Genomic DNA, 14,084 nt, shown 5'->3' on the forward strand with positions numbered 1-14,084 from the left:
TAAGGTAACTACTTACACAAGAGGTTATTATTGGGGTATGGATGGGAATTTACTTCCCCATATAGACTTTGGTTGTGTAATAATTCTGGCCTATTTGTAATCGTAAAAAGTACACTCCGGTGCTGGTGTGTTCTGCGTTCACCTCGTACGTCTGGTTAAGAACATCGGTTAATTCCTGGGCAACAATCTGACGTCCCATGGTATCCATCAATTCATATTGCACGGACTGACGCTCGGCAAGATTAAAAGTGATGTAAAAATCGCTTGGCGTAATCGGATCGCTGTCGTAAACAACGAACGGATTTGTTACTGAATTCGGAGTCGGATCGTCTGAAACAAAGAATTCAATATTATCAATATAGATATTATTGCCGTTGTCGTTCGTGAAAACAAAAGCCAGGCGCACGTTGCTTTGTCCTGCAAAAGTCGTCAGATTCACATAGTTACGTTTCCAGTCTTCGGCTTTGGTCGGGGTCGAGTTCACCGCATCATTGCTCACCGAAAGCGAAGTTCCGCTTTCATCAAACAGCACTTTGTCATACGTTATACCACAATCCGCGGAAGCAAGCACCTGTAAATTATCGAGATCGTTTCTGTTGCCATCAGTGCTGAGGTAGCGATACGAAAGATCGAAGAACACGCTCGCGGTAGTGGCTGCCGAAAAATCAAGCACCGGACTCACCAGCCAGGCAGCATCACCTTCTGTCTGATTCACGGCTGCATTGAAGTAAAGTGATTGACTATAATTTGTCGAGATCGTCTCCCAGTTCATTCCGCCCGAAGGATTTACCAATGTCCATTGATCTTTAAATGAAGCATCAAAATTCTGACGCAGCGGTATAACATCCGAAGCTGTATTGACAACAACAATTTTAGACAATGCGTTGTCTGAAGTATTTTTATCGTTATACCCATTGGGCTTGGAGACTGTAACAGCAAGTGTATTTTCACCAGCCGAAAAATTCAATGACGGAAGTGTAAAGGTCATTTCCGTACCGGGCGCAAAGCCTGTTATGTTACTTGATGTTGCTGTGGTAGCTGTGCCCTCATTTATACTATAGGAAACGATCAGACTCGTTACATCTACGTTACCGTTGTTTCGAATAACCAGAGAAGGTGTTGCTGATTCTTCACAACGAACGGGTGAAAGTTCTGTAATACTTACAAGCGCTACATCTCTGACGCTGGTACCATCTGGTACTTCCAAGCCTTTCGACTCCGGTAATGTTTTTCTGCGCGGACTATTCTCCATCACCGTAATCATTCTGTTCACCTGCTCTTGCGTAAACATATTCATACACGCATCATCAGTATAGTCCATATAGTTTTGAAACATCTTATGAACACCACAGGTTGTTTGTGGATGTGTAAGACAACCGGAAGACTCTTCACTCTGATCAGGCGTATCCGATACATAATCACCATCGCCACCACAGGCACCATCATCATCTCCCCATATATGACGCAACCCCAAATAGTGCCCTACTTCATGTGTGGTCGTTCGTCCTTTATTAAAATCATCTTCGAGATCAAACGAGCCGTCATCAATACTACCGAATACCAGGTAGTCTATCACAACACCATCCGTAAGCCTGTTGTCATCCGCATCCTCAAGTCCGGCAAGATCAGACACTGGAAATTGCGCATAACCTAATAATGTTGACGAAAGATTTGTTACCCATATATTGAGATAATCTTCCGCGGGCCAGTAACTCGTTGCTTTCAAGGCTCCGTCATTGGATGTTGACCATGAAGTTCGCGATCCGCGTACACGAACAATACCGTTGGTTTCTTCACCATCAGGATCCTGTTTTGCCAACACAAACTCGATAGTCATACTCCCTGCTACTGACTGAAATTCCGCAGGTGTATTGGATGCATCAGCATTGAGACGGTTAAAATCATCATTGAGAACTTTGATCTGTGAGACGATCTGTTCATCCGAAATGTTGGTCCCTACACCTACTGCTTCACCGCGGTGTATAACGTGTACAACAACCGGTATATATAGTTTATCTTCAGAAGTGGTTCGGGCAGCTGCATTTACCTGACGCTGCTTCAGCCATTTTTCGAATTGCTCGTTGCTCTCGCGAACAGATCTTTTGTTTTGCAGGTTCTGTTGTATCTCAATCATACCGCAACGGTCCTGAGCCCAACCATTCACCCAACAACACATTACCAAACACACAGCCATGATTATGCGGCCCGGGGTACAACATTCCTGCATAGTATCTAGAATTGATATAAGAGAGGAGGCTTTACCAGCGATGATGTGAGTTCTTCTGTATGCTTGCCGCGACCGGCATAGTTGTGATCCCACATACGCTTCCATTTTCTTCGCTGATTCGGATGAAATATATCCCAAATCTTCTGGCTCCGCTGCACTAAATATTGCGCGGCTCTCGTTTGCATTGCTGATCTATCCTGAGGATAATCGTAAAATACTTTTTTCAGATTTTCGTAATACTCCGCATTGATATCCTGAATTGATCTGCATTGCGCATCCTTCAATTTCAGTTGCTCTTTCCAGAACAGTGGATCGAACATTACGATATTCTTAAGATCCTGAGCCTGCTGTGCATGGGTAGCGAAACTCATAACAAAACACACCAACAGACAGCCTAGATATATACCGGTCTTATTGTTTGATTTTGTTTTCATAATAATATTGGTACTAAAATAATTTAAACTTCAACCTAAAACTTTATACAGGCGAAAATGTGTAGCCCATCAGGCTTTTCCTGTCGACCAAAACGAAAAAAAATTCAGGACAATCGCTGCTATCGCAGTAAATGTACCCATCCTTTTATTTTCCTTTTCCGCAGCGATGGCGTTATAACGTCAAATTCAACATCCGCAGTGTAATAGTAGACTCCGGTGCTCAGATCATTTCCGCTGCTGTCTTTTCCATTCCAGTTGATATAGATCGAGCCGTCAGTACCCGATGAATATTCGTATACCGCGCGTCCCCAGCGGTTATAAACCCGAAAGATAACTGATTTTACAAACCTCGGGCAACCAATAGTAGAGGTTCGCTGGCAGGAGCCGGTGGCATCAAACTCGTATTGGGCGCTGAAAACATCATTGCAACCGTCTGCATTGGGAGTAAAAATATTTGGCAATTCGTAATACGGACAGTTGTCCTGGCAAACAACTTCGCTCAGCGGCCCCTCCTTTCCTTCCGAATCAACAGCCGACACGCGATAGCAGCGCGCGTACGAAGACAACGCTGTTTCGGTAAATGTAGTATCGGCAAACAGCGATACCTGCAACTGATAATTACCATCAGCCGATGCTGCGTAAATGTTATACCCGACAATATCTTTTCTGCACCCCGATGACAACGCAGGACTCCAGTAAATTGTATTGCTGAACGATTGTTGATGACACGTTTCCGGTGATGCTACATAAGCAATACAATCTATACCTTTTATAGAAGCAACCGGGGCGCAGGGAAACAGATCGTTGGCAGGGAGTGCCATTACCATCTGCGAAAAATTCTCCTGCAACGGTATAGCGGTATTACCGTATGTGCCCCGGGTAAGAATTTTATAAGAGTATATTTCATCTTCCGATACGTTCGTATCGATGTAGCTAAAACCATCCGTTGTTACCTGTACACTGTCGTATAGTTGCAAGTCATCATCGGTCGCCATGCCGGTTGCCCGGTATATAAGATGATAAGGCCGCTCGGGCACTACATTCGACCAGGGTATACTATCGCGCCAGTTCAATTCAATCTGGTTTGCTGTCGCGCTTGCTGTTAGCCATACCGAAGAAGCTACAGCAGAAGTATCCACTGCTATATATTCATTTGACAATATAGGTCTGGAGTAGAGTACAATTCTGTAGTTAAAGACTTTCTCTTCGGAATTAACATTACCATCGACAAACGTTGTGTCGCTGATGCGTGCTGACACCAGCTGTATACTTGTATCGCCAACAAAACCCTCGGCCCGGTATATTTCATATTGATAAGGCTTCGGAAATTGTTCTTCATTTATATCCGCAGGACTGCGCCAACTTATCCGTATAGCACCTTCTGTTGCTGTCTCCTCAACGCTTACGTGTGTTATGATCGGAGCATCAGCTTGTATAGGACCAACACACTGTTCGGTTGATACATAACTGGATGTTGCAGCCGGTGAATTAAAGTATGCCACCAGCCGATAACAATATTGCGCGCCAGGCGCAAGCCCCAAGGTATAATTTGTATCCGTGAATGTTGTATCCAATGCCGATACTTCGCCAACCAGGTTATAACCCAGGTATCGCGGTATACCGGTTTCACAATGGCCCGGAGTATATTCGATCGAACCAACCTTGCGCCATATCTGTATTTTACTCGCATTGGCACAGGTATATTTTTGCCACGAGAGTATAGCCGAATAATTCGTGACATCGAGCGCTATAGCTTTCCACGTTGGAGCCGGTGCTACAACTTTTATATTCCACGTTTTATAGGTAACAAGCTTCGGTCCATCCGGAGGATTATCGGTGATCTTAAAAACTACCGGGTATGGTTGCTGCCGCACATGCATACAATCCGTATTCCAGTGAAACGATAACTCTGCCGCAGGATCAGACGAAACAAATGCTGCGGGATTGGGCGAGTACGTAGCCGCATATTCATCGAGACTGGTTATCTCCGAGAACACTTCAATCTTTACCGGGTCGCCATCTGCATCCGTTCCTTTAATGATCTTGTCCAGTATAGTTCCGGCCACTACACAGGTGTCATCCGGTATAATCAGATCGGGGCGCGTATTATCACACTCTTCCACCACAATTTGCATATCACGTGTTGTGGAGCTGAGTATAGTATACTGTCCGGTGGTTTCATTCTTGCGCCACTCAATTACTTTAAAGGCTATATTATACTCTCCGATCATACCAGGAGCGTCCCAGGTTATGAGACCGGTATAAGGATCAATCGAAAATGTAGGTGTACCTGTTCCTGCTTCATTACCCGTTGCGTAACTGGTATAGAACACGGAGTTGTTTGGATCTTCATAATCGGCAAAGGAAGTCGAACTGCTGGAAGGTATCGACATTTCGTACGACAAGCTGTCACCGTCAACATCATACGCTCCGGGATTGTGCAAGAATGCTACGCCTGAACACGCTCTGTCCAATGGTATAACCGACAGCACCGGGTAATGATTACAACCTTGTGTATTATCAATATTGATCGTGATGAACGATACGTACGATACATCTTTCGAATTGGTGATATTCAATATACCGGCATTGCGATGCTCTTCATCGTATACAATTTTATAAGAACCGGCCGAGCTATAGGTGTGTGTAGTGGTATAGGTAGCAACGCTGATGTTAGTTCCCAGATCAGGCCGAGCTGTTTCAGTAACCTGCGGCAGATCTATATATGATCCATCGCCAAAATATAGCGTGGCATGTGTACCGAAATTTGTATTGGACTGTGAGTTCAGATACGCCACAATGGTTATGCGGAAGGTATATCCGTTCTCACAAAGCCGCTCTACCTGGATATCGGCTGCGCGCAAGTGGGTGGCGTGTACCGGGTGCACTACGGCACTGAGCACAATTACACAGGTCCATGCAAGACTTACTCTCATAGGGGTATATATAGGTTGTAAGATTCGGTTGCAGTATCAAAATGCGTACAGTGTCTTCAATAACAGTGGGCTTAATGATTTATGAATACCGGCAACAGACGACAGAGAGGATTATCTGCAAGGGTATAGATTCAGCCAATATCCGCGAAAGAAGTATAACGATAAAAAAATTGCGATGAAGCGAAGCAAAGTATAGGTAAATAAAAAATGAGATTTTATTGCACAAAATCTACTCACAAATCATGTCGCACAATTCATCTTCATCAGCGCTATATTCATCGGTTTGATATATGTATTCTATAGCAAATGGCCTATAGCGAGTCACACGCCACGATTAAAATCAAGCATCCTACCGAATAAAAAATTCTTCTCGATGATCTGTTCCATGATGTCGGGTGATTAGACGGTTTCATCTACATTAATTTCAGATCCCTACTACCCGCTTTAATCTTGCTCCTGAATAAAGACATAGAATATGAAGCGCATTACCCTGGCCCTGTTACTTACCTCTATATCAGCAGGCCTTTATGCTCAGGACTCAGCTGGCAAAGAAAAGTTTGACAACATGCTGCTGGTGGCCAGCACGCAGAAATTTCCATACGTAGGCAAACTGCGACTGGAACAGAATTATCCGAATCCGTTGGTACGCTCCGAATCTACCACCATACGCTATCAGGCAACGGATGTTTACGATGTATGCATCGCTATATATGATAATGAGACGAAGGAACGGGTATTAACACTCAGCAACCTCGATCAGAATATAGGACAAGTAAAGATCAACGGAAATCAATTGCAGAAAGGCACTTATATATATGCCCTGCTTGTGAATGGGAGAATGGTGGAGAAGCGTAAAATGGTTGTTGTTGACTGATCCTTTTTCCGCCTCTCTCGTTTACGGGCCTAAAAAAATTATCTCAGAAATCGCTTTGATAAAAAATCATTGAACTGATCTTTATACTTGTCGGCAATCGGTATAGAGGCTTTATCAATCAGTATAGCGCTTCGTTCGATCGCGTTGATCCTGTCCAGGTTTACAATAAAGGAACGATGCACGCGCATAAATTGCTCTGTCGGCAGTTGCTCTTCCAGACTCTTCAACGTCATTAGCGTCATAACCGGCCTGGTTGCGCCTTCCAGGTATATCTTTACATAGTCTTTCAAGCCCTCAAAGTATAGCACGTCTTTCAGGGTGATCTTCACCAGCTTGTAATCGGAGTTTACCAGCAGACTATCTTTGGTTACGGCAGGCGATGCCGCTTTACTCTCTACCAGGTCGAACCACATTTTTGCTTTCATGGCAGCTTTCAGAAACTCCTGGTAGTTAAAAGGTTTTAGCAGGTAATCAAGTGCGTTTACTTTAAATCCTTCGAGTGCATACTGTTCAAAGGCGGTTGTAAAAATTACTTTCACCTTATCGCTGAGTGTTCTTGAAAATTCTATACCGTTAACATCCGGCATTTGTATATCGAGAAACAGCAGATCGATGGACTGATGCTGCATTTGCTGCAAAGCTTCCACAACACCATTGCACCTTCCTTTCAATTCCAGGAAGGGAGTTTTGCGCACATAGCTCTCAAGTATATCCAGTGCAATGGGTTCATCGTCTACAATCAGGCAGTTGATCATACATGAATGGTTAACGTGCAGTCAAAATAGGCACCATTCTCTTCCGCTACAAAAGTATACCGCTCCGGGTATAGCAGGCTTAAACGTTTCTTCAGATTCTCGAGCCCTATACCCGACCCACTCTGATCATTTTCTTTTTTCGGAAAAGATGTATTGCGAATATAGAACACGATCTGCTTCTGGTGAATCACCTCCAGCGTCATAACAATCTCCGAAGGTTTATTCAGGTGTACACCATGTTTGAAACTATTTTCAATAAGCGGTATAAATAACAGGGGGGCCACCATAATATCGTGCGTAACATCCGGAAATTTATACTGCACCGAAACATTCGAGGTAATGCGCAGTTTCATCAGGTCTATATAGTGAACCATGAACTCGATTTCTTTTCGCAGGGGCACGTAGCGTTCGTTGCTATCGTATAAATGATACCGCATCAATTTACTAAGACGATGTACGGCATCCTGCGCCACTTCCTGGTTCTGTACTATGAGACCGTAGATTGTATTGAGTGTGTTGAAGAAGAAATGCGGATTCAACTGATTTTTTAAATTTACCAGTTCTGATTTCAAGTGCTCTTTTTCCAGGTCCTTGCGTATATCTTCTGATCGGAACCACTCGCCTGTAATGCGTATAGCAACGCTTACTCCGGTAGCCATGGAGAATGCTATAATAAAACGAACAACAACCTCTAAAACATGCGGTGCATGCGGACCCGGTATAGGGATCATAATTGTTTTAACTTCTTCCAGCAAAGCAATCGTTATAGCATACAGGATGGCGTTGGAGACAAAGAACTGCCACGTTCGTTTGTTGAATAACAGTCGTGGTATCAGGTAAAAGTAGTTTGCATAGAACACCAACGCGAAGGCTACTGGTGGCACCCAACTTCTGAAATAATCCTTCATGGTGTGGGGCGCATTCCCGGTTGACAACATGGGCAGGTTAAAAATAATAGCCCACACCAGCAGGTGTAACACTACCGTGAGGTAACGCTGATGCCTGTAATTTCTTATCTGGAACATATATATACAATGATCAGGTACACGCCTTTCTGAAAGACTAAATTGCAAACTAAAGTTGGCCTCACCAAAAATCCAATCTTATTCGTAACGCAAGGCTACAATCGGGTCGAGCGATGCTGCTTTACGGGCGGGATACCATCCGAAAAAGATACCGGTTATTGCGCATACGGTAAATGATATCACCAGCGATTGCATGGTTATAATAGTAGGCCAACTCATAACACTTGCCACCAGTAACGTACTTCCAATACCCAACGCAACACCGATAATACCACCGGTTACGCTGATCAATATCGCTTCCACCAGGAACTGCAAGAGTATATCCCGGCCGCGGCCGCCAACCGCCATACGCAAACCAATTTCACGCGTGCGTTCCGTAACAGATACATACATGATGTTCATGATTCCTATACCGCCTATCACCAGCGATATACTCGCTATAGCCACCAGCAGCACCGTAAGGATTTCGCTGGTGGCACTAAAGGTCGAGATAAGTTCTTCCTGCGAACGCACATGAAAATCATTTTCATCTCCGGATTTCAGTTTGTGTGATGCCCGCAGAATAGAAGACATCTCTTCTGAAGCCTGCGCTGCTATATTTTCACTTTTAGCAGAAGCAGAGATAGACTGCAGATACGTAGCAGCTTGTATTCGTTTTTGCACTGTGGTATAGGGTGCCAGCATAATATCATCCTGATCCTGTCCAAATGTATTCTGTCCTTTTTCAGCAAGCACACCAATTACCTTGAATGGTATTTTATTAAAGCGAATCGTTTTACCAATGGGATCTTCTCCATTCTTGAATATATTTTCCACTACGGTCTGTCCAATCACCACCACTTTGGTTGCAGCCAATACATCGTGATCAGTAAACATACTTCCGTCTTTCACCGACAGCTTACGAATATTCAGATACTCAGGATTAACACCGTGTATCGATGTAGGCCAGTTGTTATTCGCGAAAATTACCTGACCACTTCCATTTACCTGCGGAGATATATCGGTAAGCGTAGTGTTCTTTTCCTTCAGCGCTTTATAGTCTGCTAACGTCAGCGTTTGCGACTGACTGAAATCCTGTCGCACACCACCACGATTGTCACTGCCCGGCTGCACAAACAACATGTTCGATCCCATGCTTGATATCTGGTTACGGATGCTTTGTTTGGAACCTTCACCAATCGCCAGCATGGCAATTACCGAAGCCACACCGATTATAATACCGAGCATGGTAAGGAATGCACGCAACCTGTTACGCTGCAAAGCCTTCCACGCTATTTTTAAAAGATTGATAGCTTTCATATATAGGTATATACTTACGAATTCGCTTCTAACTCTTCTTCTTTCGGCAACTGCGCCAGGGCCAACGCAGCATCCGCTATATTTTCTACGGGGTAATCTTTTGTAATGTGTCCGTCACGCAACACGATGGTGCGTCTGCTGAACAGCGCTATATCCGGCTCGTGTGTTACAAAAGCAATGGTCTTCCCTTTGGCGTTCAATTCCTGGAAGAGCGCCATAATTTCGTAGGATGTTCGCGTATCCAGGTTACCGGTAGCTTCATCCGCTAATATCAACACCGGGTTGTTAACCAACGCCCGGGCTATAGCAACACGTTGCTGCTGTCCACCGGAAAGCTGGTTGGGGGTATGATGTATTCGTTTGGACAATCCTACCAGTCGCAATGCTTCCAATGCACGCTCTCTTCTTTCACGTGAGGATACGCTGGCATTATACATCAGCGGAAGCTCTACGTTTTCAAGTGCCGTTGTGCGTGGCAGTAAATTATAGGACTGGAATATAAATCCGATCTTTTCATTGCGTAAATGAGCCAGTTCATTTTTAGAAAGGTTGCTCACCGGAACGTTGTCAATCTCATACGAACCCACTGTTGGTTTATCCAGGCACCCAAGTATATTCAGCAGGGTAGATTTACCTGAACCACTCGTACCCATGATGGTTACAAACTCGCCCTCTTCCACCGAGAAGGATATACCTTTCAATGCGCGAACCGTTTCGTTACCCATTACAAATTCACGCTTCAGGTTTTCGATTTTGATGATGTTCTTTTTCATACCTTATTTCTTTGACCCGGGAGGTTTTGGCATAAACGGACTTCCTGCTGATGTACTTTCGCTTGTCTGTGCCTTCTCTGAAACAACACTCATGGAGTATACCACCTCATCACCCGCTTTCAAACCTTGCAACACTTGTACCAGTACCCCGTCCGTTGTACCAATCTGAATGGTATGCTCCTGAATGTTTGTTCCTTTCTTAACCCATACTTTTTTTGCCTGACCAGCCGGTGCATGCGTAGATACAGCTTGCGCGGTATATACATGGCGCGTTAATACGGCTACCGGCTGCGTCACTTCGCCCGGATGCTGTTGCTGATAGGTATTCAACATCTGCGGGTCCGGCTGAAAACTCAGTGCCTTTGCTTCCAGCGTCAATACATCTTTCAGTTCCAAGGTATAGATGGATATATTTGCAGTAAGCCCCGGCATCAGTTTACCTTCCTGGTTGTCGGCTTTGATGATCACGGTATAGGTAATCACGTTCGACTCTTCAATGGGTTCGAGACGCACTTGTGTAATCGTTCCGGAGAACTCATCGTCCGGGTATGCATCTACTGTAAAGACTACACGCTGCCCCGTCTTTACCTGCCCAATGTCGGCTTCATCGACATTCGCCTCTACCTGCATCTGCTTCAAATCCTGGGCGATGGTAAAGAGGGTTGGCGTGCTATAACTTGCTGCTACGGTCTGGCCTACATCTACCGAACGGGATATAACAACACCATCGATCGGAGAGTATATATTGGCATAGCTCAAATTGGTTTTGGCTCTGCTCAGATCAGACCGTTTCTGGTCTACTATACCTTTTGCATTGTTAAGTTTATAGAGTGCTTCCTCATAATCGGAATCACTCACTACCCGGGTTTGATGCAGTTTATTGATTCTATCGAAGTTCTTCTGTTGATAGTCCTGCTCGTTTACGGCTGTGTTCAAGGCTGCTGCTGCTTCAGCGGCAGTAGCTTTCAATGCCGTTTTGTCGAGCTCTGCGATTAACTGTCCTGCCTTTACCGTGGTGTTATAGTCAACATAAATATGATCGATCACACCGGATACCTGCGTACCTACTTCAACCTGTGTTATAGGCTCAACGGTACCGGTAGCCGTAATTATATTGCTGATCGTTCCTACCTTCACCGCGGTTGTCTCAACCTGCACCGGTTTATCTTCAGCCCGTACCCAGATTTTATAAGCAGCAAATGCTGCTATAACAACGGCTCCGGTATAAAGTGCTATCTTTTTTATGGTTGTGTTCATAGTCATTACATTTTTATAGGATTCCCTTCGTAGAATTGAAGAAGCTGATAATATAGTATAGCCGTATATTTTGCCTGGGTATATTTCTGTTGTGCCTGCAGGTATGTATTCTGGCTCACCAGCAGGTCTACGGTGTTAACAGCGCCTACAGCATACTGTTGTTGTGCGAGATCGTAAGCCACCTTCGATGCATCGCTCTGCGCAGCGGCAGCTTCCATTTCACTTTGAGCGGCCGTTGCCTGCTGATGTGCATTCTCAATTTTCTGATACAGTGTTTTGCGTGCAGAGGTAAGACTCAATTCAGCAGATTGAATTTCGATGCGCGAGTTCTGAACATTGGTGCGTGCCTGCAAGTTATTGAATATAGGTATACTCAGTGTGAGCCCGAGGCGCTGATTGAAGTTATTGTTAAATTGCTCTGAAAAAGTATACCGTTGCGTGTTGGTATACCCGGTAGATAATCCACCCGTCATAGATAGTGTAGGTTGATAACCCGCCTTGGCAATTTTCAGATCGAGCGTAGCAACATCGGTTTGCAGCTTTCCGGATTTTATCTCCGGCATAATGGCAAGAGCTTCCTTATATACAGTATATTTATCTGGTATCACCAATATACCTTCTTCTTGTTTCGAAGGAAACGCCAGTTCAAAAGACTGTTCGGGTTCCAGCTCGAGTAATTGTTTCAACGTAAGCACCTGCTGATCGTAAGCGTTTTTCGCTGTCACTAAAGTATAGCGATCGCTGGCGAGTTGTGACTTCACATCGGCCAGATCTTTCATAGCTATACTTCCAGCATCAAACAATGCCTGCGAACGTGTTGCCTGTGCTTCGGATGATTTGAGATTATTCTCCGCAATGGTTATACCTTCTTTATAAGACAGTGCCTGTAAATATGCTTCCGTTACCTGCAATGAAATATCGTTCTTCGAAGCCTCTACATAGTATGAGTTCTGCGAAACGAGTAAACCATTTTGTCTAATCGTGTTATTGATCTTGCTTCCATTATAGAGTGTAACTTGTGCATTAAGCCCTACGCTGGTAGAGTGAATGGTTTGCGAAACGAAATCATACGTGATCGGATCAGTACTCGTACCTTTTGTAAGTGACTGCGAACCGCTCGCACTCAACGAAGGAAGGCGCGATGCTTTCGATCGGGTGAGATTATTCTCCGCTGTCTGCTGATCCAATACCGATTGCTTTACCGTAATATTGTTAGCAACAGCATACTCGATGCAGCGCTCCAGGTCCCATCCGCCTTCCGGGGTTTGCCCGAAGGCACCAGCACTCAACAGCGTGGCAACGATTAAACTATATATTACTTTCTTCTTCATATTTCCTGATTCCTGATGTGAAATACGGAAATGCAGAAGTCCTATTTTTGATGACTCGATGTTTGCAGCAGTTGTCTGGAAGTTTGGGCTGATTTTACGGACGACTTTCCGGAGGCAAATCCAAGGGAAAAATCAAATATTACGATGCTCCGTGCGTGCGACTGAGGCCTGGTGTGGAACTAGTCGCTATAATTCATCCACACGTCTACAAAAAAACTGGCACAATCTATGAACCAGTCTCCACTATGATTACATACTGCACGCGGACGTTATTATGGAATCATGAACAACGGAAGACAACGATGAGAAAATTCAGTTTATCATTTTTTATTACATCCACTTTCCGAAACGCTTCCCGCGGAAGGTGATATTCAGGAACGCTTTTATATTTACGCACTGTTAAAACTATAGCAGCGCACTAACCGATTTATTAAATTCAATCACACATGAAAAAACAATTTATTCTTTTACTAAGCTTCGCATTATTCAGCGGGATGGCTACAGCGCAAATCTCACTGGACAAACTGAAGAAAGCTGTTAAAGGAGAATCGCTGAGCACCGAAGAAGTAGCAGCCGGGTTAAAAGAAGCACTCACCAACGGAGCGTCTAAAGGTTCTGACCTCGTTTCGCAGGTAGATGGATATTTCAAGAATACAGAAATAAAAATTCCGTTTCCTCCGGAAGTACAAAAAGTAGAAACAAAACTCCGCCAGATGGGTATGGGCGACCAGGTGGATAAATTTGTACTCGCTCTTAACCGGGGAGCTGAAGATGCAGCGAAAGAAGCCAAACCAATCTTCGTAACGGCTATCAAACAAATGACGATACAGGATGCATGGTCTATATTAAAAGGTGAAGATGATTCTGCTACACAATACCTGAAACGCACCACCACTTCACAACTTACCGAGAAATTCAAACCGGTAATTCAGAAATCGCTGGAGAAAACAAATGCTACCAAGTATTACAAAGACCTGGTAACAACGTATAACAAAATCCCCATGGTACAGAAAGTAAATCCGAACCTGGATGACTATGCTACTGAAAAAGCGATCAGCGGTTTATTTGTTATGGTTGCGAAAGAAGAGAAAAGCATTCGCGACAACCCGACTGCCCGCACAACAGAACTATTGAAGAAAGTTTTCTCGGCTCAGTAATTACAGCGATATACTT

11 protein-coding genes are annotated in these 14,084 nt (G+C 44.3%); 2 read left to right on the forward strand and 9 right to left on the reverse strand.

Going from position 1 to position 14,084, the window contains the following annotated elements:
• Positions 1-49 precede the first annotated feature (49 nt).
• From ACFQ21_RS13740 to ACFQ21_RS13750, 3 genes are all read right to left on the reverse strand, one after another.
• On the reverse strand, positions 50-2,134 hold the full coding sequence (locus tag ACFQ21_RS13740) for a M43 family zinc metalloprotease (RefSeq protein WP_377579789.1): 2,085 nt from the start codon (positions 2,132-2,134) through the stop codon (positions 50-52).
• Between the two features lie 98 nt (positions 2,135-2,232).
• Entirely contained in the window at positions 2,233-2,661 is a 429-nt protein-coding gene (locus ACFQ21_RS13745) for a hypothetical protein (protein WP_377579790.1), read from the reverse strand.
• A gap of 119 nt (positions 2,662-2,780) precedes the next feature.
• The gene (locus tag ACFQ21_RS13750; RefSeq protein ID WP_377579791.1) at positions 2,781-5,597 is read right to left on the reverse strand and encodes a T9SS type B sorting domain-containing protein; all 2,817 of its coding nucleotides are present in this window, start codon (positions 5,595-5,597) and stop codon (positions 2,781-2,783) included.
• A gap of 475 nt (positions 5,598-6,072) precedes the next feature.
• On the opposite strand from ACFQ21_RS13750, the gene ACFQ21_RS13755 reads away from it, so the two are divergent.
• Positions 6,073-6,471: a T9SS type A sorting domain-containing protein gene (locus ACFQ21_RS13755; protein ID WP_377579792.1), complete on the forward strand. Its 399-nt coding sequence runs from the start codon at positions 6,073-6,075 to the stop codon at positions 6,469-6,471.
• A gap of 38 nt (positions 6,472-6,509) precedes the next feature.
• Here the strand turns inward: ACFQ21_RS13755 and ACFQ21_RS13760 are convergent, their stop codons facing one another.
• The 6 genes from ACFQ21_RS13760 to ACFQ21_RS13785 form a co-directional block, all read right to left on the reverse strand.
• A complete protein-coding gene (locus ACFQ21_RS13760; protein WP_377579793.1) occupies positions 6,510-7,226 on the reverse strand; it encodes a LytR/AlgR family response regulator transcription factor in 717 nt (238 codons plus the stop codon).
• Positions 7,223-8,251 (reverse strand): sensor histidine kinase, encoded by a 1,029-nt coding sequence (locus ACFQ21_RS13765; RefSeq protein ID WP_377579794.1) that lies wholly within the window; start codon positions 8,249-8,251, stop codon positions 7,223-7,225. Before ACFQ21_RS13765 ends, ACFQ21_RS13760 begins: the two co-directional genes overlap by 4 nt.
• Positions 8,252-8,329: 78 nt before the next feature.
• Complete coding sequence (locus ACFQ21_RS13770; protein WP_377579795.1) at positions 8,330-9,550, reverse strand: ABC transporter permease; 1,221 nt, start codon at positions 9,548-9,550, stop codon at positions 8,330-8,332.
• A gap of 14 nt (positions 9,551-9,564) precedes the next feature.
• Complete coding sequence (locus ACFQ21_RS13775; RefSeq protein WP_377579796.1) at positions 9,565-10,323, reverse strand: ABC transporter ATP-binding protein; 759 nt, start codon at positions 10,321-10,323, stop codon at positions 9,565-9,567.
• Between the two features lie 3 nt (positions 10,324-10,326).
• Complete coding sequence (locus ACFQ21_RS13780) at positions 10,327-11,580, reverse strand: efflux RND transporter periplasmic adaptor subunit (RefSeq protein WP_377579797.1); 1,254 nt, start codon at positions 11,578-11,580, stop codon at positions 10,327-10,329.
• Positions 11,581-11,585: 5 nt separating this feature from the next.
• The gene (locus ACFQ21_RS13785) at positions 11,586-12,911 is read right to left on the reverse strand and encodes a TolC family protein (protein WP_377579798.1); all 1,326 of its coding nucleotides are present in this window, start codon (positions 12,909-12,911) and stop codon (positions 11,586-11,588) included.
• Positions 12,912-13,357: 446 nt separating this feature from the next.
• Between ACFQ21_RS13785 and ACFQ21_RS13790 the strand changes: the two genes are divergently transcribed.
• Entirely contained in the window at positions 13,358-14,068 is a 711-nt protein-coding gene (locus tag ACFQ21_RS13790) for a DUF4197 domain-containing protein (protein ID WP_377579799.1), read from the forward strand.
• Positions 14,069-14,084 lie beyond the last annotated feature (16 nt).

This window comes from Ohtaekwangia kribbensis (genome assembly GCF_042676245.1).
GTDB lineage: Bacteria > Bacteroidota > Bacteroidia > Cytophagales > Cyclobacteriaceae > Ohtaekwangia > Ohtaekwangia kribbensis.